Below are 23,990 nucleotides of genomic sequence, written 5' to 3' on the forward strand. Positions count from 1 at the left end.
CTTGCCCGAACGACGACTTCGCGCCGGAACGGAAGCGCCGTCCACGGGGCCTCGGCGGGCGGAAAGGACACCCCGGGGGGACACGCCGCCCCGGGACAGCGCAACAGGCCGACATGCCAGTCAGCGCCTCGATAGATAGCCCATGACCTCCCGTGCCTCTTTCACAAGTCGTGCGACGAGGTCGCCGGCGGCCATTTCCTTTGAGAGTGCAGCAGCCTGCCCGTAAAGGAAGAAAGAGGCTTCGCTGTCGCCCGCAGCATTACGGATCGGACCGCTGAGCGCGTACATCTGTGGAAAAGGCGGAAGAGCCTCTCGGGCGCGTTCCATCTCTTCCGCGTAGCGTGACCGCATCGCCCGTGCCGACCGGCCGGAAAACGCATCGGTCACCATTGTGTCGCGGTCCGTGGCCTGCCGCAGTCTCTCCCGCCGCGCGGGCTCGGTTGCGGCCTCCGGGCAACTCAGGAACGCCGTGCCCATCTGGACTCCGGATGCGCCAAGGGCCATCGCGGCGGCGATGCCACGTCCGTCACCGATGCCGCCGGCGGCAATGACGGGAACGGACACGGCATCGACGATTTGCGGAACCAGCGCCATCGTTCCGACGCCGTCCCCCGGAGCCGTCGGCTTGTGCGAGCCTCGATGCCCCCCTGCTTCCCATCCCTGTGCGATGACTGCATCCATTCCCGCCGCTTCGAGCACGCGCGCTTCCGCAACGCTGGTGGCTGAGCTGACAAGCACGATGCCGGCGGCCTTCATCGCTTCCACATGGCTGGCCTCGGGGTGTCCGAAGTGAAAGCTCACGACCCTCGGCCTCACGGACAGGACGACTTCCAGCCGTTCTTCGTCAAAACCGCGCCCCGGCGGAGGGAGTTCAGACGGCGGGTCGCCCAGTCCCAGGTCATCGTACCAGGGCTGCAAACGTTTCCTTGCTGCCTCCAGTACCCGGGGATCGGTCTTCTCTTGTTGAATGATAAAGAAGTTCAGATTGAAGGAGCGGTTCGTCCGTGCGCGAATGGCGGCGGCCTCTGCCCTGATGGTGGTCGCGGGCTTCTCTCCGCATCCAAGTGATCCCAGGCCGCCGGCATTCGAGACCGCACCGGCGAGTTCGGGCGTGCAACTGCCCATCATCGGCGCTTGAATGATTGGGTGCTCAACCCTGAAAAGGTCGCAGAGTCTTTGGTCCGGCCACATGGCTGATCCAATTCCCCGATCCGGCAAGATGAGCGTAGCATTTGAATGCCGCGCTGTCTGCCTGGTCCGAATGGCGGACGCGGCCATCGGTCCGGTTCGATCCCGGTCGCGGCAGGCTGGCTGGGCGGACGGGATCGAAATCGGACGGTCTCCGCCGTCCTCATGCGGCCCTTCGGCCGTTTGATTGCGCAAGCCATTCATCAAGGCGGGTCAAGGGGTGCGGGCGTGCGCCCTGCGTCCTTTCAGGCGCTCGCTGGCGATTCACCGTCACTGGGCGCCGCGCGCACGACGGCCGCCTCGATCATGGCGACGAGGATTTCCCGCCGTTTCAGACGGCAGAGGCCCGTTGCCGACAGCGCGCGCCAGACGGCGAAGTCGGCGATTGCCGACGCGACTCTGACGCGATCCGACTCCCGCTCCTCTCGCAAGGCCTCGGCGACGAAAGCGCCGACGCCCTTGCCGACCTCGGCGAGGAACCGGGAGAGCGAGGCAACCCGGTCCTGATCCCTGACCGCACTCCAGAGCGGGGCCTCGGCCCGCTCGTAAAAGGCATCGAGTTCCTCAACGAGCCGCGTCAGCCGCTCGGTGCCTGGGCCGAGCCCTGCGAAGACCTCGGCTCCGCCGTCCGGGGTCGGCGGGTCTATGGCGTTCCAGAAGTGCTCCCCGCAGGCCTCGACGAGCGCATCCATCGTGGGGAAGTGGCGGTAGACGGTGGCCGCCCCCACGCCCGCCCGCGCCGCCACGTCCGGATACGAGGTCGTGGCAACACCCTTCTCGACATGAAGCTCGGTCGTCGCGCGCACGATCCGCGCGCGCGTTTCGTCCTGCGCTTCGGCGCGGCGCGACTTCCGGTACGTTCGGGTCATGTGATCTCCATATTGACGACATTATAATTTCGTGAAAAAGTATTACCATCAAGTTAGGCGATCGGGTCCTTGGTGTAAAGACGGAGACTGACATGACCATCCAAGAGACGATCCCGGCGAAGTCGGCTTCAACGCTTGCCTACGCGCCGGTTGCACAGCCGAGGCGCTTCCTGTCGTTTACGGCACGAATCCTCGGGAACGGCACGGACACCGGCGGTCTTCATGCCGTCGAACTGCACCTGCCCTCGGGCGAAAGCTCGCCCTGGCACGTTCACCACAAGGAGGACGAGTGGTTCCACGTTATCGAAGGTGAACTCGAGGTGATCGTGGGAGCCACCCGGATCAGGCTCGGCACGGGCGGCTTCGCGTTTGGCCCGCGCGACGTTCCGCATGGCTTCCGCGTCACGAGCCCCACGCCCGCCCGCGTGGTGCTGCTCACCGTGGGTGGCCGTTTCTCGGATTTCATCACCGAGAACAGCGTGCCGGCCGCGAATGGCGGCGCACTCGACGACGCCAAGCCCGACATGGCGAAACTCGCCGCCTCGGCGGCGCGCTACGGGCAGGAGGTCTTCGGACCTTTGCCGGATTGATTGCGATACCGGACCGAGCGGTGGCGACACTGGCCGCCACCACCCCGGCGGAGCGGGCAGGAGCACGATGGCGCATCGCGGTTCACTGGGGGCACGGTTCCGGTCGTCTTGCCGGACGGAGTGGGCCCGATTTCAGACCTTCTTCAGGCGCGCGAGCGAACCGGCCCATGCGGAAATGCGGTTTGACAATCCTCGGTCGCTTTCGCGGCCCAAGTGATCCGGGGCGGGAATGCCGGCGTATCAATTGGACGTTCGGGCAGTAATGCCGGGGCCGAGACGGACTGATGGTGCTGCGGACCGGCCCGGGCGCGCGGAGAGATGATTGCAGATCGGAATTGAGTTCCGGAACCGAGAGCGAGAGAGACGATGCTGGATCGACCCCTTGCGGCTACCGCCGCTTCGGCGGACGCGACTGCCGGACTGCCGGTTTCCGCCCGCATCCGTGCGCGGGCAACAGATGCGGGGATCCGCGGAGCCCTTCTGGACAACGCCGAACCTTGGCGCGACTGCCTCGGCGCGCGATGCCGCCCACGTGACTGACTGCGAAAGGCGCACAATGCTGCAAGCAACATTCCTCTATCTCGTCACGGCCGGGGTCTTCCTCAGCCTCGATTTCATCGGCATCCGGCATCTGATCAGGCCGGTGTTCGAGCGCCATGTCGGCGATCTCCTGGCCGAGCCCTTGCGGCTCGGGCCTGCGGCGCTCTTTTATCTGGCCTATGTCGCGGGCCTCTTGTGGATGGTGTCCTGGCCCGCGCTCAAGGCCGGCGATCCGGTGCAGGCGCTGATCGGCGGCATGGTCCTGGGCTTTCTCTGCTACGGCACCTACGAAATGACGAACTATGCCACCCTTGCCGCCTGGTCGTTGGAACAGGTTATCTTCGATGTCATCTGGGGTACCCTCCTGACCGGGTTCGCCGCCTGGGTTGGGGTGGCGGTACTGGCCGGGAAGATTGCGTGAGGTTCAGGCAAGGCGCCGGGTCAGGCGCAGCGATAGGGCATAGGGCAACAGTCGGAGGAGTTTCATCGCCAAGGTGAAGCGGCGCGGGAAGTGGATCTCGAACCCGCGCCGCCCCATGCCGCTGAGGACGGCGTCTGCTGCCTCTGCCGGTGTGATGATTGCCGGCATGGCGAAGCGGTTCTTCGCCGTAAGGCGGGTCTGCACGAAGCCAGGGCAGACCAGCCGCACGGCGACGCGCGGCGCCAGTTCGACCGCCAGGCTTTCGGCCAGATTGTTCACCGCCGCCTTGGTTGCCGAGTAGGGCTGTCCGCCCGGCAGGCCGAGCCAGCCCGCCACCGATCCGAACAGCACCAGCTGCCCGCCATCGCGCAGAAGCGGCGGGCAGAGGCGCGCGACCTCGAGCATGCCGAGGATGTTGACCCGCACCATCGCCTCGGCCCGTGCGGGGTCGAGATCGGCCACCCGCCCGGGATCATAGAGCGCCGCCGTGCAGACCACCGCGTCGAGCGGACCTTCGGTCGCGAGCCGCGCCACCACCGCGGCGAGTGTGTCGGGATCTGCGAGGTCGAGCGGCTCGGGCCGTGCGTCGGGGCATTCGGCGGCTAGGGCTGCCAGCGCATCAGCATCGCGGGCGGAGAGAACGAGCCGGGCCCCGCGCTCGGATAGCGCGCGGGCGAGCGCCGCACCGATCCCCGCGCTGGCGCCGATGATCCAGATGCGACTGCCGGCGAACTCCACCGGTCAGATCCGGAAGATCGGCTGCAACAGCCGCGGCACCAGCGCGTTGAACCGTAGCGGCGCGTCGGTCGCCGCCAGACAGATGCAGGGTGCGCCGGGTCCGGCGACCGGTTGGTGGTCGATCGCATCATGGGCTGTCTCGACATCGCCCCGGTGGAAGGCGCCCTCGCTGTCAGAGAAGCTGCCCTGGAGCACCAGCGTCAGTTCCAGCCCGCGATGGCCGTGTTCGGGCACCGCCTTGCCCGGCGGGATGTAGAGCAGCCGCAGCGAGCCTTCGCGGTCCGCCGACAGGATCTGCTGGCGAATGCCGCCGCCCAGCATCCGCCAGCGCGGCGGCCTTCCGCCAAGCTCCGCCATCACCGGGGCGGGAAACACGCCAGAACCACGGATCGGCGGCGGAGGGGGCGGCGCGTCGAGCGCGGCCATGATCCGGTCGCGCGCGTCGGGGCGCAGGGCTGCCCCTTCGGCGCGGCTCAGAAGTGCGCCGCCGATCATGTCGCCGGCCTCCTGCCGGGCGCGGCATTCGTCGCACAACGACAGATGCGCTGCCACGACCACGCCGAAGGCATGGGGCAGGGTCCCGGCGCGATAGGTGTCGAGGATGTCTTCGGGGATGTGGTGGCTGATCTCGGTCATGGTGCAATCTTCCTCAGCTCGTGCCTGAGGCGGTCAAGGCCGAGGCGGATGCGGGACTTGATCGTGCCAAGCGGCAGGCCGGTCATCTCGCTGATGCGGCTGTGGGGGATATCGTCGAAATAGGCGGCGCGCAGCGCATCGGCCTGTTCGGGTGCAAGGCGCGAAAGCGCTGCGCCCAGCTGCGCCGCCTCCTGCTGGAGCGCGAGTATCTGCGCCGCGTCGGGTTCAAGGCTTTCGATCTCGGGCATTTCTTCGGGCTGGGCGAGCGGGCGGCGGCGGGCCATGTCGATGCGCCTGTTCCGGGCAATGCCATAGATCCAAGCTGCGGCGTCGGCCCGATGCGGGTCGAACTGCGCGGCCTTGTGCCAGACCGCCAGCATCACATCCTGAACCACATCCTCGGCGGAGCCGTCGCGAAGGCCGCCGCGCAGCAGCATAGCCTTGAGCCGTGGTGCGAAATGGTCGAACAGCCGGCCGAAGGCCGCACGGTCGCGGGCGTCGCGCACGGCAATCAGGTCGCGGGCCAGATCGGAAAGCTCGTTCTTCACCGGCTGATCCGCCCCCTGCGGCTTGCGCGCACCGCACCCATAGGCCGGAGCGGCCGACGGTATCGGGACTTTATGGGGCCATCGTCCGGCAGGCGCAATCGCAGTGTTCATACAGGGCTTACGATGCAAACCGCGTGGCGGATCACCGAGGGCGCAAATATTCTTCGCGCGAGTGATCCGCAGACTGCGCCCCCGCGTAGCAGACACATTGCAGGAATGGTGATCCGATGCCCTTCGACGTTTCCAAAGGCGCCCCTCAGCGCATCGCCATCGTGGGCGGCGGCATTTCCGGCCTTGCCGCGGCGTGGATCTTGTCGCGCCATCACCGGGTAACGCTTTACGAGGGCGCGTCGAGACTCGGCGGCCATGCCCGCACGGTCATTGCCGGCATGAACGGCGATCAGCCGGTCGATACCGGCTTCATCGTCTTCAATCACGTGAACTATCCGCATCTCACGGCGATGTTTCGCGACCTCGACGTGCCGATCGCCAAGAGCGACATGAGCTATGGTGTTTCGCTCGACGGAGGGCGCGTGGAATATGCGCTGCGGACGGCCAATTCGCTCTTTGGCCAGCGGCGGAACATCGTCGACCCGCGCTTTCACCTCATGATCCGCGACATCCTTCGCTTCAATTCCGGCGCCGAGGCTGCGCTCGCGGCCGCACCGGACCTGACGGTTGCCGGGTTGATGGAGACGATGCGGCTGGGGATGCGCTTCCGCGAGCATTACCTTTACCCTTTCTGCGGCGCGATCTGGTCGACGCCGCATCACGACATCGGGGCCTTTCCAGCCCGGGCTCTCTTGCGCTTCATGCGCAACCACGGGCTAATGTCGAGGACGCAGCATCATCAGTGGTGGACCGTGCAGGGTGGCTCGCTCGCCTATGTCGAGCGCCTGGCAACGGCGCTTCTGCGGGCTGGGGTCGATCTGCGGCCGGGCACGCCGGTCCGGTCGATCGCGCGCACGGGCGGCACCGCCACGCTGCGCGCGGAGGGGTCCGAGGCCGAGGTGTACGACCACGTCATCCTTGCCACCCATGCAGACCAGGCGCTGGCGCTCTTGTGCGATGCCGATGCCGGGGAACGCGCGGCACTGTCGTCGATCCGCTTTCGTCCCAACCATGCCATCCTGCACGCCGATCAGAGCGTCATGCCCCGCCGCCGCATCTGCTGGAGTTCCTGGGTCAGCCGCAGCGATGCGAGGACCGCGGGCGTGAGCGTGAGCTACTGGATGAACCGGCTCCAGAACATCCCCGAGGACGATCCGCTGTTCGTCACTCTGAACGCCGGCGATGGCATCGACCCGCGGCTGATATACGACGAGGTGACATTCCGCCATCCGGTGTTCGATCACGCGGCACTGGATGCGCAGGCGCGGATCGCGGCGATGCAGGGCAACCGCAATACCTGGTTTGCCGGCGCCTGGTTGCGGAACGGTTTCCACGAGGACGGTTTTGCCAGCGCCATGCGCATCGCGCGGCGCCTCATGCCGACCGAGGTGTTGCAATGACGCTGGCCTCACGGCTGGCGTCGGGCGAAGTGCTGGCAATGCGGGCACGCATCACCCATGCCCGCCGCGGGCCTCTGCGCCACGCCTTTCGCACCCATGCCGATCACGTGCTGCTGGCGCCCGAAAGCGTCCGCCCGCCGCCACTGATGGGGCACAACCGTTTCAATCTGATAGCCCTGCACGACGCCGACCACGGGGGCCCGCGCGGCGCGGGTGCAGGCGCCCCCTGGGCCTGGTCGCAGTTCGCCGCCGCAGGCATCGAGCGCCGGCCGGGGCGGGTCGTCGCCCTGCTGACGCAGCCGCGGTTCCTCGGCTACTGGTTCAACCCGGTCAGCTTCTGGCTGATGATCGAAGGCGATGCGCTCATCGCCGTGATCGCCGAGGTGAACAACACCTTCGGCCAGCGCCACAGCTATCTGCTCGCCTCCCCGGATCTGGCGCCGATCACCGCCGACACAAGGCTCGGCGCACGCAAGGTCTTTCACGTCTCGCCGTTTCAGGAAGTGGCGGGCCAGTATCGCTTCTCCTTTGCCCTGCATCCCGACCGCCTCGCCATCCGCGTCGGCCAGACCCACGGCACGGGCGGCATCGACACCAGCATGAGCGGGCCGCTGGTGCGCCTGACGACCCGCATGGTTCTCTCGGCCGCCCTCAGCCGCCCCGGCGGCGCGCTGCGGGTGATCGCGCAGATTTACTGGCATGCCCTGCAACTGAAGCTGAAGGGCGCCGCCTACCGCCGCGTGCCTGACCCGCCAAATGAGGAAATCAGCCTTTGAGCCCTGTGACAAACGCCCTCCGGAAGCGCTTCCTTGCCTCTCTCGATGGAATCGGCGAGGGGCGGCTGACCCTGATCACCCCCGAAGGCACACGCCACCGCTTCGGTCACGCGGGCACCGAGGCCGAATTGCATATCCGCGACTGGAGCCTGCTGCCGCGGCTTGCCTCGCGTGGCGATGTTGGGCTGGGGGAAGGCTGGATCGCGGGCGAATGGCAGAGCCAGACGCTGGAAGGCGTGCTGACGCTGGCGCTGCGCAACCTCGGCAACCTCGCGGGCTGGGGCGAACCCGGGCGCCTTCAGGCATGGCGGATGCGATTTGTGGACCGGCTGATGCGCATGAACAGCCGGCGCGGATCGGAGCGCAACATCCGCGCCCATTACGATGTCGGAAACGAGTTCTACCAGCTCTGGCTCGACCCCGGCCTGACCTATTCCTCGGCGCTGTTCGGGCCCGGCGACGATCTGGAGCGTGCGCAGGCGCGCAAGAACCACCGCATCCTGTCGCGGCTCGCACGGGGTGAAAGCCTTCTGGAAATCGGCTGCGGCTGGGGCGGTTTCGCCGAAGCTGCGGCAGACCGTGGCCACCGTGTGACGGCAATCACCGTCTCGCCATCGCAGAAGGGATACGCCGATGCCCGCCTCGATGGCCGCGCCGACATACGGCTGCAGGACTACCGCCAGGTCACCGGCCGGTTCGACAACATCGTGTCGATCGAGATGATCGAGGCGGTTGGGGAGCGCTACTGGCCTGCCTATTTCGCCACGCTGAAGGCGCGACTGGCCCCGGGCGGGCGAGCAGTTTTGCAGGCGATCACCGTGCCCGATGCCGAATTCTCGATCTACCGCCGCCGGTCGGATTTCATCCGCCAGCATGTGTTTCCGGGCGGCATGCTGCCCTGCGACGCTGCCATAGCGCATGAGGCAGGCAAGGCAGGGTTGCGGGTGTTGAACAGTCACGCCTTCGGTCAGGATTACGCCCGCACCTGCCGGATCTGGTCCGAACGGATGCAGGCGGAACGCCCGCGAATTGCGCGGCTCGGGTACGGTGACGACTTTCTTCGGTGCTGGCAGTTCTATCTCGAAGGCTGCGCCGCTGCCTTTGCCACCGGGCGATGCGATGTCGTCCAGGTGGAACTGGGCCGGGCAGTGGAGGCGGACTGAAAGGCCGGACACTTCATGCAGTGTGCGGCGCAGGCCGTCACGAAAAGTCCGCCCGAGCATGCTGCATCATTGCCTTTCTCAGGAGTTCAAACACCCTGAGACTGCCTCTGACGCGAAGGCGAGATCGCTGCGCCGATCAGGCAGGTGCGGTCATGGCGCCGCCTCGCTCTCGGCATGGCGGTGGTCGGTTGAGCAGAGGGAATGGTCGCCCAGAACCTCGATGACGCGGCAGTCGGCTATCGTGCCATGCGCGCACTGGACCAGCATGCGCTGGAGTTCGACCTTGAGCGCCGTCAGCCGTGCGATGCGGCTTTCGATCTCGGCCAGTTGGGTGCGTGCGATGGCATCGGCGGCGGCGCAGGGCTGGTCAGGATCGTCCGACAGGCTGAGCAGGTCGCGGATGGCGCCGAGCGAGAAGCCGAGGTCGCGGGCATGCCGGATGAAGGCCAGCCGTTCCAGCGCCCTGCGGCCATAAAGCCGCTGGTTGCCCGCGCTGCGTTCCGCCTCGGGCAGAAGGCCGATCTGCTCGTAATAGCGGATCGTCGGGACCTTCACGCCCGCCTGCGTGCCGAGTTTTCCGATTGTCAGCATCGGATATCCCTTGAAGCTATGGTCGCTAGAGAGATTAGGTTTTCGAATCGATGAAGACAACAGGCCCTCGGGGCCGGGACGAAACGATGCGTGAAGCGACGGATGAGATCGCCTGCGACTGGACCGTGTCCGGCATGGACTGCGGATCCTGCGCGACCAAGATCAAGGATGCGGTGGCACGCCTGCCGGGGGTGAGCGGTGTCGAGGTCGCCATCATGTCGGAACGCCTGCGTCTGACGCTGGACGAGGCGCAGACCGGCCGGGAGAGGATAGAAAGCACCGTGCGCGCGCTCGGCTACGGGATCGCGCCGCGCACCGCATCGGCGAAGAGGGACTTCGTCTTGCCCGGCACGGATCCGGTGAAGGCGAGCGGCGACGGTCACGCACACGCTCCGCAGGACGATTCCGGTCACGGCAGCCCCGGCCATGTGCACGACGACCCCGCCGACCGCGGCAAGCGCTGGCATCAGACGGCCAAGGGGCGGCTGGTGATCTTCACCGGCCTGCTTCTGGGCGCGGCATGGATCGTCGGGTCCCTGGTGCCAGAGGCCGGTCGCTGGACCTTCGTCGCCGCCTGTCTGATCGGGGTCGCCCCGGTGGCGCGGCGCGCGCTTGCCGCCTTGAGGGTGGGGCAGCCCTTCACCATCGAAAGCCTGATGACCATTGCCGCCATCGGCGCGCTCTTCATCGACGCGGCGGAGGAAGCTGCGCTGGTCGTCTTCCTCTTCGCCGTGGGCGAGGTGCTGGAGGGCGTGGCGGCGGGCAAGGCGCGCGACGGCATCCGCGCGCTCGCGAACCTCGTGCCCAAGACCGCGCTCGTCGAGGCCGACGGTACGGCGCGCGAGGTGCCGGCGGCGAGCCTTGGCATCGGTCAGATCGTCCTCGTCCGTCCGGGCGACCGCGTCCCGGCGGATGGCGAGATCGTCGAGGGTACATCGGGCGTCGACGAAAGCCCGGTCACCGGCGAAAGCGTGCCGAAGACGCGGGGCGTGGGCGATGCCGTCATTGCCGGGGCGATCAACACCGAGGCCGCGCTGCGCGTGCGCGTCACCAAGGGGGCCGAGGACAACACCATCGCCCGGATCATCCGGCTGGTGGAGGAGGCCGAGGAGGCGCGCGCTCCGACCGAACGCTTCATCGACCGCTTCAGCCGCTGGTACATGCCCGCCATCGTCGCCGTCGCGGCGCTGGTGATGCTGGTGCCGCCCATGGGCTTCGGCCAGCCGTGGGAGACCTGGGTCTATCGCGGCCTTGCGCTCCTGCTGATCGGCTGTCCCTGCGCGCTGGTGATCTCGGTCCCGGCGTCGATCGCCTCGGCCCTCTCGACGGGCGCGCGGCGGGGGCTTCTGATGAAGGGCGGGGCGGTGGTCGAGGCTGCGGCCAGGGTGAACTGGATCGCCTTCGACAAGACCGGCACGTTGACCCTCGGCCGCCCGCAGGTGACGGATGTCGTCCCCTTCGGCACCACGGCCGAGGCCGGCCTGCTGGCCGTGGCGGCTGGTGTGGAAGCCGGGTCGAGCCATCCGCTCGCGCTGGCCATCCTGGCGAAGGCCAAGGCGGCGGGGATCGCGCCCTTGCCGGCCACCGACGCGAAGGCGCTGATGGGCAAGGGCGTGGTCGCGACCGTGGGCGGTGCGCCCGCCTGGGTTGCCTCGCCCCGGACGGCAATGGACCTGGGTGGAATTGACGGGTCCGGCCTGCGCCGGGCGACGGCATTCGAGGAGGAGGGAAAGACGGCCGTCGCGGTATTCCGCGACAAGACCCCGCTTGGACTGATCGCGATGCGGGACGAGCCGAGGGGGGATGCGCAGGAGGCGGTGCGGCAACTCAAGGCCATGGGCCTGACCCCCGTGATCCTGACCGGCGACAATCCCCGGACGGCGGCGGCGATTGCCGGGTCCCTCGGCCTGGCATTCGAGGCTGACATGCTGCCCGAGGACAAGCTCGCCTTCATCCGCAGGAACGGTGCGCAGGGGGACGTGATGATGATCGGCGACGGCATCAACGACGCCCCGGCGCTGAAGCAGGCGAGCGTCGGTGTCGCCATGGGCTCGGGCACCGATGTGGCGCTGGAAACCGCCGACGCGGCGATCCTGCGCGACCGGGTGACGGACATTCCAGCCAAGATCCGCCTTGCCCGTGCCGCCATGGCCAACATCCGCCAGAACGTGGCAATGGCGCTCGGGCTCAAGACCGTGTTTCTTGTGACTTCGGTGGTCGGGCTGACGGGCCTCTGGATCGCGATCCTCGCCGACACCGGGGCAACGGTGCTCGTCACGCTGAACGCGCTGCGCCTGCTGCGGTTCAACCCGGAGCGGGAGGCGTGAGACATGATCTCGGGGTTCGGCTGGGCCGCGCTGGCCCTTCTATTCGGGTATCTGGCGCTGTTCTTCTGTGGCAGCGCCCTCGCGGCGTAGGCGGCAGGTCGGCCAATCTGGCTCTTCGCGCCCGCCCGGGGGCGCGACCGGCTTGCCGCCGCATGCTTCCGCGCGGCCTTTGTCCTCGCCTTCTTCGGGTCGCTTCTCTGGCCGGCCCTGCCGGGCCTGCACAAGGTCGATCCGCTCTGGACCGAAGGTTCTGCCGTGGTTCCCGGCCTGATCGGGGTCTTCGTCGCCGGTCTCGGCGCGATGTTTGCCTTCGCCGCCCAGATGTCGATGGGAACGTCCTGGCGGGGTGGCGTGGCGGGCGGCGCGGCAGGCAACGCCGTCGACCGCGCGCGGCATGGCGCCGTCACCGATTTCGTCGACCTCTACAGGGGCGATCGACGACGTTGCGATGCGGGATCGGGCATGGTCATGATCGGACCCTGTCCAGCGTCATCCCCGCCTCAAGCCGGATTGCCCTGACAGGTCCTCCGCCAGAGATCGACGGTAGCCTCCACGTCGCAGTGCTTGATAGCTGCGACCAGGAGGTTGCCGCGCCGACCTGCAACCAGGAGGTGTCGACCGGACCTCTCGGGCAAGGCGAAGACCAGAAGCCCATTCGTCTCGAGCGTTCCAAGCAGCGGAAAGCCGGGCGACAGCAATTCCTTGAGCGAACTCTCGACCCAGTCGACGACAAACGCCGCTTCGTCGCCCTCGCCGAGGACCAGCGACGAGTCCGCGCCCTGGATCAAAACCACGGCCTGCAACAAAGGTCGGAGTCCCTCAAGGAGCGCCTCGTGCCCCGTGCCCTCGCCCCTCCCGGGACTTGCCTCGCCGGGCAGGCCCGCCGCCTCGGAGATGGCGGTCGGATCGACGCCGCCCCGCACCGGACCGCCCCCTTCGCCGAGCGGTTCCGCCGTCATGGCGAACCCGGCGCCTCTCTCGCAGAGCCCACGGAAGAGGACGGAAACCGCGCGAACGTCGTCGAAGGCCAATTCATCGCGGTCGAACAGCGCCATCTGCTCAGCCGTCAGCCCGGGTGGTGGCGGGGTCAGCAGCCGCACCAGCCGGCGGCCTGACGCCTCGCAGGCGAGCCGCGACCCATCGTCGAACTCGAAGCTCAGGCGCCGGCCAAGAACCGCGACATCGACCTGTTCGAGGATGCGGGCAAGGCCCTCCGACCAGGAGGCATATCGAACCGGCCCCGGTCGCGCCATACCGTCCCGCGCCGAACGCCGAAGCATCGCCTTCAATCGCTCGAAGTCGTTCATTCGGCGGGATCCTCACCGGCAAGGGCTGCGCGGGCCGTGTCGATCAGCGTCCCGACGGCGACCTCGGCTGCGCAGATGCAGCACAGGGCTTCGTTCGGCTCTGCAAGGTTCCTGAAGAACATGCGACTTCCCGTCGGCGACAGGAACAGCACGTGTTCGACCGGCCCCTCCCGTTTCGGGCCTGAAGCGAGCAGGTCGGCGGCACAGGCGCAAAGCGCGTCGAGGTATTCCTGCGGGAAATGCAGGGCGCCGTCCGAACTGAGAACGGTCCGCGACTCAAGGTCCACATAGACCGCGAGCTCGCAGTCGGTGAGCTTGCGGCGAAAGGCGTTGAGCGCACTTGGGGTCATCGGCTGGCCGCTTCGATCTTCGGTATGGAGAACGCGATCTTGCGCCAACCCGGCCGGCGCGACAACCCAAAGCGGGCGCTGCTAGATCAACGACGCGGAGGCAGGAAGTCGCGGACGTCGGCTCGGCCCCTGCTCCTCCGGGCGCAACACGACGCGCCGCGGGACGATCCTGCCGACCGGCGCTTGCCCGCCTGTCGCCGGTGGCGCGGCTTCGTCCGGCCGGGTCTCGGCGGTGACCGGCCATTCTTGTGCAGCCTCATCCGGTGCGGGGCGGAGTCGCACGGGAGTCGTCGCCTCGATGTGTGCGTCAACGTCATCGGCTTCCGCTGGCGCCAAGGCAAAGATGTCGGACGCGTCGGCCTGCGGTTCGTCGGCAAGCGTCTCTTCGAGGTCGATGATGATCTTCTCCAGCCCGACCAGGACCGCCTCAAGGCCCGATGATCGCCAGGCGTCGGGATCGCCGTCGGCGTCCTGGGCCTCGATGAGAGAAACCGGAATGACCTCGCGGAACATCGGCCCCGCTTCACGTTGCACCCGACCCAGCACGCGCCGCCGGTCGTCCCCCGACAGGACCTTGTCGATGCGGGTGACCAGAAGCAGGCTGCGCGGGAAGAGGCGCTCCGGCGCGTCTTCCCACAACGCCGCCTCGGACTGGCGCCAGGCCTGTGTTGCGGGCGTGCACCAGATTACCGCGTCGGCCAGCGGCAACATGCGTTGCCAGATGTCTTCGGTGATGTGCGGATCCGAACTGCCCGGCATGTCGATGAGGTCGCAGGCTTCGAGAATGTCTGCCTGCACGAATTTCCGGATGGCGCGAGTGCTGCGGACCGAGACCGTGTCAGCCCCCGCGGAGTCGAGCGGCTCTTCCGACCCGTCCATCGCGATACGGATCGCGGGCGCGTCGCCCAGCGAATACCAGATCGGCGGCATCTGCGTTGCCGTCACCTGCACGGGCGAAAACGTCTCGTTCAGCAGCAGGTTCGCCAGCGTGCTCTTGCCAGCGCTGAATTCGCCCATCAGGACGACCCGGGGTTTCCGCGGCACCACCGGAGTTTCCGACTTCAGTTCGGCCGTCATTCCGCAGCCCTCCATTCGCTTCGTGGTTTCAGTTCGGACAGGAACACGACAGTCTCGCTCAGCGCATCCCGCCGACCCGTGGCGACGGCTTCGGCGCGTTCCCGAAGTGTGTCGACCCCGATCTCGGTCTGGTTCGCGAGATCGAGCAGGTGCGCCCGTTGGGCGTCGATGAAGTCCTTGAGGACTTGCCGTGCGGATTGGGCATAGACCTCCGCGTGATCGGCGCGAAGCGAGACGAGGAACGGTTCGATCTCGGCGTCGATCAGCGCCGAGTATTCCTCGGCGTAACTCTGGTAGCTTCGGCGGCGGCGCCACCAGTTCGTCCACCAGTTTCCCTTCACGTCGAGCGCGATCGTGCTGCCGAGGATGACCGGCGGAGGCGGGTTCTGCACCACCGGCGCCTCGATCGTTGCGGCGTCTTCGCTAAGCTGGAACGCTCCGACATAGAGTGTCCGGATATCGGCGGCGGCGGCCGCGAAGATCTTCTCGCTCGTGTTCATCGCCTTAGCGGTGAAGACCCGGTAGGCCGAACTCAAGAGCAGCCGCAGACCCGCCGGATCGTAGGTCCAGATCTCGTGATCGCCAAAGTCTTCGAGGTGGCGGATCAGCGAGGCCGTGGCGCGGCCGAGGAAGGATCGCCGCGCGCCCGTGAGCCGGCCGTCGAGCCCCGAGATCAGCTTCTCCATCTCGGCGTCGAGAAGATCGAGGCTGCGCCGCGCGATGGCGTCGACTTCGCGGCCGATATCGGCGGGTGCCACGGGCGTGACCGCGTCGCCTTCCATCCGCTTCGACATGACCTGCCGCGAGGCCTCGATGCTGGTCGCGATGTTCCGCGCCGAGCGGACGATGCGTTCCTCAAACTCGGCACCTTCGCCGGAGTCGATCCGGGAGGAGATCGCCTCGCAGAGCGCCGGAATGCCGGATATCTTCCAGATCGTCTCGTGCACCGTTCCGGGCACCTCGCCGGAGCGCAACTTGTGCTCGGCCCATTCGAGCAACGCCTTCGAACTCGCCTTTCCAAGATCCCTGTAGACCTGGGACAGAGCGTGAACCGCCCAGAACGCGCTGCCGAAAATGATCTCGGCATCGGTCGGACCGTTCAGGGCCTTGAGGGTGGCAACGATGCTCGTGCGGATTTCTTCGGTCTCGCGGACGGGATCGTTCAGTTCGTCGATCCGGTTGACAAAGATGATGACCTCGCGCGACCGGATGTTGGAGATCAGGCGGATCAGTGCCATGTCGACAGTTGACAGGGTCTGATGCGCCGAAAGCACCACGACGCAGAGCCGGCTCTCGCGGATGGCGTTGACGGTGATCTGCTCGCGGATCATGAACGTGTCGTTCACGCCGGGCGTGTCGCGGATGCAGAGCCGGTGCGGCAGGTCCGGCTGCCCGAGATAGAGATCGGCCGACTTCGTGATGTCGGCGAACCGCCCCTGCTTCTGGTCGGCGGAGGTGTTGCCGCCGAGATCGTCGCCGAGGCAGACATATCGCTGCACCAGTTCCTGATCGACGTAGCCGTATTCGTGCTCCTGCCCCATCAGCAACTCGAACTTCTTGCCAAGCCGCTGGCGCGACTTCTCGCGCATTTCCTCAAGCTGGCGCCGCACCTTTTCGAGTTCCTTGTGCGCGCCCGCGCGGGCTGCAAGCTCGCCGACGCGCCCCCCGCGGTTGAGCAGGCGGTCCCATTCATCCTCGTCGAAGAAGCGGAACTTCGCCTTCCCCGAGCCGCTGCGTGTCGCGGGATCGAGGTGAAGCGACGTCACCACCGAGGTCCAGGGGTTGATGTCGGCGGGCAGGAGGCCCGGCCAGCCCGCCAACGCATTCACCAGGGTGGTCTTGCCCGCCTTCACCTGGCCGATCATCGTCACCGATGGCTCAAAGCTGCGGATCTGGCGCTTGAGCTTTCGTGTGGCTGCCTGCGCTGTGTCCCCGCCGGCATCGGCGATCGCGTCCACCGCGGTTTCGAGCTTGCGGATGCGCTCGGCGAACGCCTGCAACCCGGAAAACGCCGATCGGATCAGGTCGCCCTCGGCCGACGTGGCGTCGTCCTGCCCTGTGTTTCTTGGTTCGGCGTTCATCGTCGATCTCCTTAGTTCAGGGGCGTTGCCGGCCGGACCAGACGTGCCTCGAATGCGGAACGAAGTTGGAGCAGCAATGCGGCGGCATCGGCTGCCTGCGCGGGACCGCCCTCGATCTGCAGCAGCGTCGCCATGTCGGCGGCATCGTCGACGAGCCCCCGGAGCGCCCTGGCCGCGCCCTCGTCCTCCGGCCAATCCGCCGCACGGTCTCGAAGGCCGTCGGTCACCTGACAGCAACGCTCCAGGACTTCGTCGGCCCAGTCGGCGGAGTCCGCGTCGTGCCATTCCATCGCCTCGAAGAGGTCGCGCGCGTTGCGCTTGAGAAAGATGAGCGGCTCGGACAGGAGATCGACCATGCAGGCCATTTCCGCGCTCTCCGGCCGATCGGCCTGCCCCGGGGTCGGGTGAACGGGCGTTTCGGCCGATGGTTCCGGTTGCGGTTCCGGCTTGGGCGCGGCGATCTCCTGACCACACCGATGAAGGAGAAGCCGCGCCGCATCGAGGTCTTCGGCAAGCCCCTCGTCGATGTCGGCGGCGAGTTGCCCGAGCAGCCGTTGCGCCCCCGCCTGCAAGTCGCTGGCGGCGCTCCCCTGCGCGGCATGGGCGAGCGGCAGGACAATCGCGCGCTCGAAATCCGGCGGCATCCGATCGCGCAGGCCGCCCATCGCGGGTTGAGGACCGAAGACAAGCAGATAGGCGTGGTTTTTCAACTCAAGTGCGGCCGAACTCCAGATCCGGGCCTCAAGAGGCGCGAAGTCCCGTGTGCACCAGAGGGCGAAATCCATACGGCCTGCGGCCCAGCGGAGTGCCGCCGACTGCTCCGCCGCGTCCTCGCCGGCTGAGAGATAGAGGAACGTCATGCGCCGCAACGGCTCAAGCGGGGCTCCGATCTTCAGGAAGACCGCACCGCGCTCAAGCAGGTCGCCCATCGGCATTCCATCCGCGGCGAGTGTGCTCGCGTCCGCCAGCGTTGCCCGCGTGTGCGCGCGCTCTGCGAAGCCGATTTCCATGGTGGGCCAGGCCGTCCGTGCCGGCAGGACTTCGGTCCCGATGAGGGCGGTCAGCAGGTGCTTGCGCTGTTCGGCCTCGAACCCGATCAGCCCGACGCGGATCGGTCGGCGCAGTCGTTCGACGAGACGCTCGCAGCTTTGGGCAATTCGCGGGGGGATCGCGGCGGAGGCGAGTACGGCCTCGAGGTCTTCCAGAGTCTTCCGGGTGCTGGGCGCAAGCGATGCCACGGGGTCAGCTCCTTGTCCTCAGGTGCCGCGTCGATGAGAACGCGCCGCTCCACGCCCGCAGCATCGTCGACGGCGACAGCCACCCCGCCGGACGCACTTCGGCCGTCGGGTTGGAGACCTTCAGGACGACCACCGAGATATTGTCCTGTTCCGGATCGCCAAGCGCCGCGACCTCTGCGATCAAGGCGTTGGCGATCGAGGCGCTGCGCACGCCGGCCGCACGCGACAGAACCAGCTCTATCCTTTCGTCCGGAAGGAACTGGAGCCCGTCGCTGGCGACCAGCACCAGATCGCCGTCTTGCAGCGCAAACGGTTCATCCGGGCAATCGATCACGCTGATTTCATCGCCGGTCAGAGCGGAGGTCAGGCAATTTCTCTGCGGGTGGTTGCGGCCGATTTCCGGGTCGATCAGGCCCTTCCTGACCATCAGGTCGATCTGCGGCGCCATCGAATGATCGTCGTTGAGGCGTGACAGCCTGCCGTCACGATAGAGATAGAGCGGCGAGTCCCCGACCGATATCCAGTAGAGACGGCCCGCCAGAATCACGGCCACGATCACCGTGCCGCCCATGCCGGCAGTTTCGGGTGCCGCCTTGATCCGCGCGCGGATGCGGTGGTTGGCGACATTCGCGGCACTGCGCAGCAACTTCGGTATGTTCGTCTCGGACAAATCCGGATCCGCAATCCGCAGGGTGAGGTCGGCGAAGATCTCGGCGACGATGATCCGGCTCGCCACGTCGCCCGCGGCATGCCCGCCCATGCCGTCGGACAGCACCGCGAAGCCGATCTCGGCACCCTGTGCAAACGAGGTCGCGAGCGCGTCCTCCTGGCGCGACCGTGCGCCACGGTCGAGCGCGGAGGCTGCGTCGATCTCGATCTCAGCTTTCGGGGCCATCGGTGTCCTGCCTGTCTTCCGTCGAGCCCCAGGTGAAATCCGGACCACAGAGGGCGACGAAACGAAGCGTCGTCTTGCCGATCCGGATCAGGTCGGCATCAGCGAGTTCCTCGGTGGCCAGAACGGGACTGCCGTTCCTGCGAACGATGTTCGACTTGCCGCCGTGGCCGACGAAGAACCTGTTCTGCTCGTCGTCGTAGGCGATCGAGGCATGGTTCTCGCGCGAGATGCTGGTGTCGCCGAAATCCAGGCAGACCGTCTGGTCGGCACCTCGGCCGATGGTCGAGACGCCTGCACCGATCGTGAACGACGTGCCCCGTCCGGGGCCGTCGACAATCACGAGCCAGCCGGCGGGAAACCGCCCCTTCGTTGCCGGCGCCGCCCGTTCCGCGGCGAACACGTCGTCTTTCACCCCGCCCGCGTGGAATCCGATGATCCGGGTCTTCACCCGCGCCGCGGCTATGGCTGCGGGGCCCTTGGTCAGGTCTTGATCCGACCCGGTGCGAACTCGCGCAATCTGCGCTGCTTCCGAAGGCTCGTCAGCGGCGGCGCGCCGTGTCTGCCCTTGTGTCGGCAGCGCGGCGCCGTCGTCGCGGTCGGCTTCTTCTATGTCCCATATCTGCTTCTTCGGGGGGGGATCGGCTGTCGCGCCGACCGGGCCGTATCTCTCCACTTGCGGCAGAGCGGCAGGTGTTTCAGGCACTGGTTCCACGGCGCCTTCGAGTTCCTGGAGTCTCTCGCGCACGGCATCGAGATCGAAAAAGTCTGAAACCTGCTCCGATCCATCGGCGTCGCTTCGGGGCGCGGACGAAGGCAGCGGCCGCTTGCGTACAATCACGTCTCTCAGATATCTCACCTGCTCACCTCTTTCAGCTTCGGGCCGAGGGTGGCCCCGAAAACGCGGAAGATGTACGAACCGGCGAAGAACCGGCCGAGCACGGTCTCTTGCCGTTCGGGAACTTCGGCCTCGTCGGTTTCAAGGTCGTCGGCGGGCTCATCCAGCGGAACGACATTCCACATCGCGGAAACGGGAATCTCCGTGACGGTTTCTGGATCCGGCTCGGCCAGATCAGGTGCGGCTTCGTCGGGCGGCGCACCGGCGCTGACGCGGCCCGCAGCCGAGTAAGCGCTCCGGGTTGCCACGGTCTGAGCAGGTGGCGGGGCAGGGGATTCCGGCAGCGGCGCGGACGGCTCGGCAGGCGACTCGATCGGCGACTGGCGCTGCGAATCCTGGACGAGCTGAGCAATGCGCCTCTCCATTTCGAGGTCGTTCCGGGCCTCTTCCAGCAGCCGCAGCTGGCGCCGCTCGGTATCGATCAGGTCGCGCCATTCCGCTGCATTCTGGAGCCTCTCGGACGGGAATATGCTGAGGCAGCGGTTGATGGCGTCGAGGAAATAGTTGTCGTAACCCCTGATCTTCACGGGGGTCAGCGGGTCCAGCGGGTCCTTCAGGTTCTTCGCCACAGCCGCCAGCCGCATCTGGCTGCTGGGCGGCGCGTGTCCCGACACCAGATGGTAGAACGTCGCGGCTAGCGCATAGAGATCGCTGGAAAACGCCTGCTCGCTCCCTGCGAGGTAGAGTTCCTGGGGCGAATAGCCGTCCTTGACGGTCAGAACCTTCGAGAGAACCCGACTCACCCGCGTCGCGCTTTCCCGCGCCGCGCCGAAATCGATGAGGACCGGCGAATTGTCGGCTTCAAGGAGGATGTTGTCGGGGGAAATGTCGCGGTGAAGGATGTCGTGGTCGTGCATGTAGGCAACGGCATCGAGCACCTTGATCAGCAGTTGTTTGATCTCTTTGGGGTCGAGCCGGCCCGGTTCCGTCTCGATCACCTGGAGCAGGTCGCGTCCGTCAACGAAGTCTAGCGCCATGTAGGCGGTGTCGTTGTCCTTGAAGATCTGGTGAACGCCAACGATGTAGGGATGCTGCAGTTCCGATAGGGCGCGGGCTTCCTTTTCGAACAGGTCGAGAATCTTGCTGAATTCCGGCGCACTGCTTTTGGAGCGGAGCCGTACCGTCCTGCGCGTGCGGCAGCATATCGCTCCGGGAAAGCACTCCTTGATGACGATCTTGCGGCCAAGGCTGTCGCGCGCGAGGTATGTGATCCCGAACCCGCCGGAATTCAGATAGGATTCGATCGTGTATTGCCCCCCGCACAATACCGTCCCGGGTGACAATTCGTCCCCGAAGGAATCGAGTTGACCGACAACCCCTATGTTCGCCGACTCGTCCAATTCTGTTCCCTGGGTGAATGGTGACAGAAATGCACAGCCCGAAGGCCGTCAACTATCCGACACAGTCGTGAGAAAATGCGCCCGAAAGATGGCAACAAACTGGTGGATGTTGGCCACGCAGGAACAAGATCGATATAAGTCTGCCGATTGATGCCTCTTGCAGCGCGCCGCTTTTGCCGGATGCGCACAATCTTGAGCGGGATTGAGCACCACGAGCGAGACCGCGAACAAGCTTTCGCCTGGTGCCGTGCCCCTCGACGCAATCCGGCTGAGGCTCCATGGGGCTCGGTTCCGAAAATCCCCTGAGGGACACATCTTGTGAATCCAGCGCGGCAATTGGGCGGCGGCGTTACCCCCGGGATTGCCCGCCGGAGTGATCACCGGGCGGCCAGGCAGCCGTTGCCGCAGGGCGCGGGCTGAGCGGCGGGCCGCCTCCCTGGCACCCCGCCGAACCTCTCCGCGCCTCGGCCTGCGCGCCCCGCCCCGGTTCAGGGCACGGCGCGCCTGACCGCGGTCACTCGAACCGCGGGAACAGCACGTCGTTTTCCAGGTGGATGTGGCGGACCACGTCTTCCGACAGCTTGGCCAGCCCGGCATAGAGTGCGGTCCAGGACCGGCACGCCCCCTCGGGCAGGTGCAGGCCGTAAGTCGCATGCTCGATCCCGCGCAGAAGGTCGGTCGTCGTGTCATGCTCGTGCCGCATCGCCCCGATCGGATGCGTGATCATCGGGTGGCCGCCGTTCTTCATCATCGGGAACAGCACCTGTTCCTCCTTGGCCATGTGGCTCGCAAGGTCGTCGCGCAGCGCGATCAGCGCCTCGGTGATGCCAAGAGGGGCCTCGTCATGGTCGCCGTGCACGGTTTCCACCTTCTGCGCCAGCGGGATCAGCCAGTCGAACTCGGCCCGGTGCACCTCGTGGTAGCGGGTGAGGATGTGGTCGATCAGGGCGCCCGTCTCCTCGGGCGCATCAGTGGCGGCGCCGTCGATAAGGGCCTGCAGCTCTCCGGTCAGGTCGGCGACCGGCATGTGGGCCGCATTCGCCGCCTCGACAAGCGAGGACTTGCCGCCGCAGCAGAAGCTGATGCCATGGCGACGGAAGACCTCGGCGGCACCGGGCAGGCGGTCGGCGATGTCGCCGACGCAGGCGTCGGGAGAGAGGGTAATCATGGCAGGGTTCCTTCGTTTGGGTTCCAGGCGCGCGCGCCGGGAGGGGCGATATGCAGAAGATCCACCGCGCGGGCAGCGATCTGGGCGGTGATCTGCGCCGTCGTCTCGGGGCGCAGGTAGAAGGCGGGAACCGGCGGCAGGACGATGGCGCCCATCTCGGTCGCAAGGGTCATGTTGCGCAGATGGGCGAGCGTCAGCGGCGCCTCGCGCGCCAGAAGCACCAACGGGCGGCGTTCCTTGAGCTGGACGCTGGCCGCGCGGGTCAGCAGATTGTCGTCCAGGCCCTGCGCGATCGCGGCCAGGCTGCGCATCGAACAGGGCGCGACGATCATGCCGGCGACAGGATACGACCCCGAGGCGATGGCGGCGCCCAGGTCGATCACCGGGTGCAGCCGGTGGACCAGCGAAACCAGCTCATCCCGCGCATCGGGGCCGATCTCCAGCGCCAGGGTGCGTTCGGCCATGGGCGATAGGACCAGATCGACCACGGCCCCCGAGCGGCGCAGCGCCCGCGCGCAATCCAGCGCCAGCGCCGCGCCGGAGGCGCCCGAGACGCCCAGCACGACCCGGCTCATTGCAGCACCCCGCGCAGCAATTCGGCCGCCCGCGCCTCATGGGCTGGGTCGAGCGCCATCACCCGGCCCCAGTCGCGCGTGGTCTCGGCCCCGATCTTGGTGGTGGCGTCGATGCCCAGCTTGCCGGCAAGCCCCTCGCGCGGGGAGGCGAAGTCGAGGTAGTCCATCGGCGTGCCGTCTATCGTCATGAGGTCACGCGCCGGGTCCATCCGGGTGGAAATGGCCCAGAGCACATCGTCCCAGTTGCGCGCGTCGATGTCGTCGTCCACTACGACGATCAGCTTGGTATAGCTGAACTGCGGCAGCATCCCCCAAAGCGCCATCATCACCCGCCGCGCCTGGCCGGGATAGCGCTTGGCGATCCTCACCACGGCCATGCGGTAGGAACAGGCGGCCGGCGGCAGCCAGAGGTCCTGCACCTCGGGGATCTGGGCGCGGACGACAGGCAGCGCGAGGTCGTTGAACACCTCCCCGATGACCGAGGGCTCGTCCGGCGGCCGCCCGGTGACGGTGGACAGGTAGAGCGGGTCGCGGCGGCAGGTGATGCGGCTCACGCGCACGACGGGGAAGGGCTCCGCCGCGTTGTAGTAGCCGGTGTGGTCGCCAAAGGGGCCTTCGGGTGCCGTCTCGCCGGGATGGACCCAGCCCTCCACGACGATCTCGGCGTGGGCGGGCACCATCAGCGGCACCGTCCGCGCCGCGGCGATCTCGGCCCGGGCGCCGCGCAGGACCCCCGAAAAGGTCAGTTCCGACACGCTTTCCGGCAGCGGCAGGGCGGCGGACAAGAGGAACGCCGGGTCGCAGCCAAGCGCCACGGCGACCGGCATCGGCTCTCCCGCCCGTTCCCAGCCGCGGTGATGCGCCGCGCCGCCGCGATGCGCCAGCCAGCGCAGGATCAGCCGGTCGGGCCCGATCACCTGCGCGCGGTAGATGCCGAGATTGTAGCGCCCGACCTGACCGGCCTCCGATCCGTGCGGGCGGGTAATGACCACCGGCCAGGTGATCAGCGGCCCGGCGTCGCCCGGCCAGGGCGTCTGCACCGGCAGGTCGGCGAGGTCGGGCAGGATCGCTTCCTGCGCCGGCGGGCGCGACAGCACCTTGGCGCGGGCCGACAGCGCCGCCTTGAGCATCGGCCAGCGCGACAGGGCATCGCGCAGGCCGTCGGG

The 23,990-nt window shown here is 67.2% G+C and carries 25 protein-coding genes; 7 read left to right on the top strand and 18 right to left on the bottom strand.

Annotated features, from left to right (window positions below):
- Positions 1 to 120: 120 nt before the first annotated feature.
- Positions 121 to 1,392 carry an NAD(P)H-dependent flavin oxidoreductase gene (locus F9K34_RS02185; protein WP_366557764.1) on the bottom strand — a complete coding sequence of 424 codons (1,272 nt, stop codon included), beginning with the start codon at positions 1,390 to 1,392 and terminating at the stop codon, positions 121 to 123.
- 41 nt (positions 1,393 to 1,433) lie between these two features.
- A complete protein-coding gene (locus tag F9K34_RS02190; protein ID WP_291334951.1) occupies positions 1,434 to 2,057 on the bottom strand; it encodes a TetR/AcrR family transcriptional regulator in 624 nt (207 codons plus the stop codon).
- Positions 2,058 to 2,149: 92 nt separating this feature from the next.
- Here F9K34_RS02190 and F9K34_RS02195 point away from each other — a divergent pair, with 92 nt between their 5' ends.
- A complete protein-coding gene (locus F9K34_RS02195; protein ID WP_291334953.1) occupies positions 2,150 to 2,647 on the top strand; it encodes a cupin domain-containing protein in 498 nt (165 codons plus the stop codon).
- A gap of 559 nt (positions 2,648 to 3,206) precedes the next feature.
- A complete protein-coding gene (locus F9K34_RS02200; RefSeq protein ID WP_436405702.1) occupies positions 3,207 to 3,608 on the top strand; it encodes a DUF2177 family protein in 402 nt (133 codons plus the stop codon).
- Positions 3,609 to 3,611: 3 nt separating this feature from the next.
- On the opposite strand, the gene F9K34_RS02205 is transcribed toward F9K34_RS02200, so the two are convergent.
- Genes F9K34_RS02205 through F9K34_RS02215 form a run of 3 tightly spaced genes read right to left on the bottom strand, consistent with a single transcriptional unit; the run spans position 3,612 to position 5,530 of the window.
- Entirely contained in the window at positions 3,612 to 4,346 is a 735-nt protein-coding gene (locus F9K34_RS02205; RefSeq protein ID WP_291334957.1) for an SDR family NAD(P)-dependent oxidoreductase, read from the bottom strand.
- A gap of 3 nt (positions 4,347 to 4,349) precedes the next feature.
- Positions 4,350 to 4,982 carry a ChrR family anti-sigma-E factor gene (locus F9K34_RS02210; RefSeq protein WP_291334959.1) on the bottom strand — a complete coding sequence of 211 codons (633 nt, stop codon included), beginning with the start codon at positions 4,980 to 4,982 and terminating at the stop codon, positions 4,350 to 4,352.
- Positions 4,979 to 5,530: a sigma-70 family RNA polymerase sigma factor gene (locus F9K34_RS02215; protein WP_291334961.1), complete on the bottom strand. Its 552-nt coding sequence runs from the start codon at positions 5,528 to 5,530 to the stop codon at positions 4,979 to 4,981. The genes F9K34_RS02210 and F9K34_RS02215 overlap by 4 nt, the downstream gene beginning before the upstream one ends.
- Positions 5,531 to 5,757: 227 nt before the next feature.
- Here F9K34_RS02215 and F9K34_RS02220 point away from each other — a divergent pair, with 227 nt between their 5' ends.
- Genes F9K34_RS02220 through F9K34_RS02230 form a run of 3 tightly spaced genes read left to right on the top strand, consistent with a single transcriptional unit; the run spans position 5,758 to position 8,980 of the window.
- Positions 5,758 to 7,041 (top strand): NAD(P)/FAD-dependent oxidoreductase, encoded by a 1,284-nt coding sequence (locus F9K34_RS02220; protein WP_291334963.1) that lies wholly within the window; start codon positions 5,758 to 5,760, stop codon positions 7,039 to 7,041.
- Positions 7,038 to 7,817 carry a DUF1365 domain-containing protein gene (locus F9K34_RS02225; RefSeq protein WP_291334965.1) on the top strand — a complete coding sequence of 260 codons (780 nt, stop codon included), beginning with the start codon at positions 7,038 to 7,040 and terminating at the stop codon, positions 7,815 to 7,817. The genes F9K34_RS02220 and F9K34_RS02225 overlap by 4 nt, the downstream gene beginning before the upstream one ends.
- Positions 7,814 to 8,980 (top strand): class I SAM-dependent methyltransferase, encoded by a 1,167-nt coding sequence (locus F9K34_RS02230; RefSeq protein WP_436405701.1) that lies wholly within the window; start codon positions 7,814 to 7,816, stop codon positions 8,978 to 8,980. The genes F9K34_RS02225 and F9K34_RS02230 overlap by 4 nt, the downstream gene beginning before the upstream one ends.
- A gap of 150 nt (positions 8,981 to 9,130) precedes the next feature.
- Here the strand turns inward: F9K34_RS02230 and F9K34_RS02235 are convergent, their stop codons facing one another.
- Positions 9,131 to 9,571, bottom strand: coding sequence for a MerR family transcriptional regulator (locus F9K34_RS02235; RefSeq protein WP_291334969.1), 441 nt, complete (start codon positions 9,569 to 9,571; stop codon positions 9,131 to 9,133).
- A gap of 86 nt (positions 9,572 to 9,657) precedes the next feature.
- Here F9K34_RS02235 and F9K34_RS02240 point away from each other — a divergent pair, with 86 nt between their 5' ends.
- The gene (locus tag F9K34_RS02240) at positions 9,658 to 11,898 is read left to right on the top strand and encodes a heavy metal translocating P-type ATPase (RefSeq protein WP_291334971.1); all 2,241 of its coding nucleotides are present in this window, start codon (positions 9,658 to 9,660) and stop codon (positions 11,896 to 11,898) included.
- A 39-nt stretch (positions 11,899 to 11,937) separates the two neighbouring features.
- Here the strand turns inward: F9K34_RS02240 and F9K34_RS02245 are convergent, their stop codons facing one another.
- Positions 11,938 to 12,294: a hypothetical protein gene (locus F9K34_RS02245; RefSeq protein ID WP_291334973.1), complete on the bottom strand. Its 357-nt coding sequence runs from the start codon at positions 12,292 to 12,294 to the stop codon at positions 11,938 to 11,940.
- On the opposite strand from F9K34_RS02245, the gene F9K34_RS19035 reads away from it, so the two are divergent.
- Positions 12,226 to 12,417 (top strand): signal peptidase II, encoded by a 192-nt coding sequence (locus F9K34_RS19035; protein WP_366557765.1) that lies wholly within the window; start codon positions 12,226 to 12,228, stop codon positions 12,415 to 12,417. The genes F9K34_RS02245 and F9K34_RS19035 overlap by 69 nt on opposite strands.
- On the opposite strand, the gene F9K34_RS02250 is transcribed toward F9K34_RS19035, so the two are convergent.
- From F9K34_RS02250 to F9K34_RS02300, 11 genes are all read right to left on the bottom strand, one after another.
- A complete protein-coding gene (locus F9K34_RS02250) occupies positions 12,399 to 13,205 on the bottom strand; it encodes a hypothetical protein (protein WP_291334975.1) in 807 nt (268 codons plus the stop codon). The genes F9K34_RS19035 and F9K34_RS02250 overlap by 19 nt on opposite strands.
- Positions 13,202 to 13,555 (bottom strand): hypothetical protein, encoded by a 354-nt coding sequence (locus F9K34_RS02255; protein WP_291334977.1) that lies wholly within the window; start codon positions 13,553 to 13,555, stop codon positions 13,202 to 13,204. The genes F9K34_RS02250 and F9K34_RS02255 overlap by 4 nt, the downstream gene beginning before the upstream one ends.
- A gap of 81 nt (positions 13,556 to 13,636) precedes the next feature.
- Complete coding sequence (locus tag F9K34_RS02260; protein WP_291334979.1) at positions 13,637 to 14,632, bottom strand: hypothetical protein; 996 nt, start codon at positions 14,630 to 14,632, stop codon at positions 13,637 to 13,639.
- Complete coding sequence (locus tag F9K34_RS02265) at positions 14,629 to 16,713, bottom strand: dynamin family protein (RefSeq protein WP_291334981.1); 2,085 nt, start codon at positions 16,711 to 16,713, stop codon at positions 14,629 to 14,631. Before F9K34_RS02265 ends, F9K34_RS02260 begins: the two co-directional genes overlap by 4 nt.
- 11 nt (positions 16,714 to 16,724) lie before the next feature.
- The gene (locus F9K34_RS02270; RefSeq protein ID WP_291334983.1) at positions 16,725 to 17,723 is read right to left on the bottom strand and encodes a hypothetical protein; all 999 of its coding nucleotides are present in this window, start codon (positions 17,721 to 17,723) and stop codon (positions 16,725 to 16,727) included.
- 232 nt (positions 17,724 to 17,955) lie between these two features.
- Positions 17,956 to 18,846 carry a PP2C family protein-serine/threonine phosphatase gene (locus tag F9K34_RS02275; RefSeq protein WP_291334985.1) on the bottom strand — a complete coding sequence of 297 codons (891 nt, stop codon included), beginning with the start codon at positions 18,844 to 18,846 and terminating at the stop codon, positions 17,956 to 17,958.
- Positions 18,830 to 19,684 carry an FHA domain-containing protein gene (locus tag F9K34_RS02280; protein WP_291334987.1) on the bottom strand — a complete coding sequence of 285 codons (855 nt, stop codon included), beginning with the start codon at positions 19,682 to 19,684 and terminating at the stop codon, positions 18,830 to 18,832. Before F9K34_RS02280 ends, F9K34_RS02275 begins: the two co-directional genes overlap by 17 nt.
- 14 nt (positions 19,685 to 19,698) lie before the next feature.
- Positions 19,699 to 21,081 (bottom strand): serine/threonine protein kinase, encoded by a 1,383-nt coding sequence (locus tag F9K34_RS02285; protein WP_291334988.1) that lies wholly within the window; start codon positions 21,079 to 21,081, stop codon positions 19,699 to 19,701.
- A 514-nt stretch (positions 21,082 to 21,595) separates the two neighbouring features.
- Positions 21,596 to 22,249, bottom strand: a complete 654-nt coding sequence (gene ric / locus F9K34_RS02290) for an iron-sulfur cluster repair di-iron protein (RefSeq protein WP_291334989.1) — start codon at positions 22,247 to 22,249, stop codon at positions 21,596 to 21,598.
- Entirely contained in the window at positions 22,246 to 22,824 is a 579-nt protein-coding gene (locus F9K34_RS02295; RefSeq protein WP_291334990.1) for a UbiX family flavin prenyltransferase, read from the bottom strand. Before F9K34_RS02295 ends, ric begins: the two co-directional genes overlap by 4 nt.
- Positions 22,821 to 23,990 (bottom strand): UbiD family decarboxylase (locus F9K34_RS02300; RefSeq protein WP_291334992.1); only part of this gene is annotated, 1,170 nt, incomplete at its 5' end. The genes F9K34_RS02300 and F9K34_RS02295, both read right to left, overlap by 4 nt.

The sequence above is a fragment of the Albidovulum sp. genome (genome assembly GCF_008933605.1).
Taxonomy (GTDB): domain Bacteria; phylum Pseudomonadota; class Alphaproteobacteria; order Rhodobacterales; family Rhodobacteraceae; genus Albidovulum.

Coding starts and splice junctions, on each gene's coding strand:
- F9K34_RS02255 (WP_291334977.1), bottom strand. CDS start 13,555: ATGACCCCAAGTGCGCTCAACGCCTTTCGCCGCAAGCTCACCGACTGC.
- F9K34_RS02190 (WP_291334951.1), bottom strand. CDS start 2,057: ATGACCCGAACGTACCGGAAGTCGCGCCGCGCCGAAGCGCAGGACGAA.
- F9K34_RS02195 (WP_291334953.1), top strand. CDS start 2,150: ATGACCATCCAAGAGACGATCCCGGCGAAGTCGGCTTCAACGCTTGCC.
- F9K34_RS02240 (WP_291334971.1), top strand. CDS start 9,658: ATGCGTGAAGCGACGGATGAGATCGCCTGCGACTGGACCGTGTCCGGC.
- F9K34_RS02270 (WP_291334983.1), bottom strand. CDS start 17,723: ATGGAAATCGGCTTCGCAGAGCGCGCGCACACGCGGGCAACGCTGGCG.
- F9K34_RS02260 (WP_291334979.1), bottom strand. CDS start 14,632: ATGACGGCCGAACTGAAGTCGGAAACTCCGGTGGTGCCGCGGAAACCC.
- F9K34_RS02245 (WP_291334973.1), bottom strand. CDS start 12,294: ATGCCGCGCGCGGTCGACGGCGTTGCCTGCCGCGCCGCCCGCCACGCC.
- F9K34_RS02225 (WP_291334965.1), top strand. CDS start 7,038: ATGACGCTGGCCTCACGGCTGGCGTCGGGCGAAGTGCTGGCAATGCGG.
- F9K34_RS02220 (WP_291334963.1), top strand. CDS start 5,758: ATGCCCTTCGACGTTTCCAAAGGCGCCCCTCAGCGCATCGCCATCGTG.
- F9K34_RS02265 (WP_291334981.1), bottom strand. CDS start 16,713: ATGAACGCCGAACCAAGAAACACAGGGCAGGACGACGCCACGTCGGCC.
- F9K34_RS02185 (WP_366557764.1), bottom strand. CDS start 1,392: ATGAATGGCTTGCGCAATCAAACGGCCGAAGGGCCGCATGAGGACGGC.
- F9K34_RS02250 (WP_291334975.1), bottom strand. CDS start 13,205: ATGAACGACTTCGAGCGATTGAAGGCGATGCTTCGGCGTTCGGCGCGG.
- ric (WP_291334989.1), bottom strand. CDS start 22,249: ATGATTACCCTCTCTCCCGACGCCTGCGTCGGCGACATCGCCGACCGC.
- F9K34_RS02210 (WP_291334959.1), bottom strand. CDS start 4,982: ATGACCGAGATCAGCCACCACATCCCCGAAGACATCCTCGACACCTAT.
- F9K34_RS02295 (WP_291334990.1), bottom strand. CDS start 22,824: ATGAGCCGGGTCGTGCTGGGCGTCTCGGGCGCCTCCGGCGCGGCGCTG.
- F9K34_RS02235 (WP_291334969.1), bottom strand. CDS start 9,571: ATGCTGACAATCGGAAAACTCGGCACGCAGGCGGGCGTGAAGGTCCCG.
- F9K34_RS02275 (WP_291334985.1), bottom strand. CDS start 18,846: ATGGCCCCGAAAGCTGAGATCGAGATCGACGCAGCCTCCGCGCTCGAC.
- F9K34_RS19035 (WP_366557765.1), top strand. CDS start 12,226: ATGGGAACGTCCTGGCGGGGTGGCGTGGCGGGCGGCGCGGCAGGCAAC.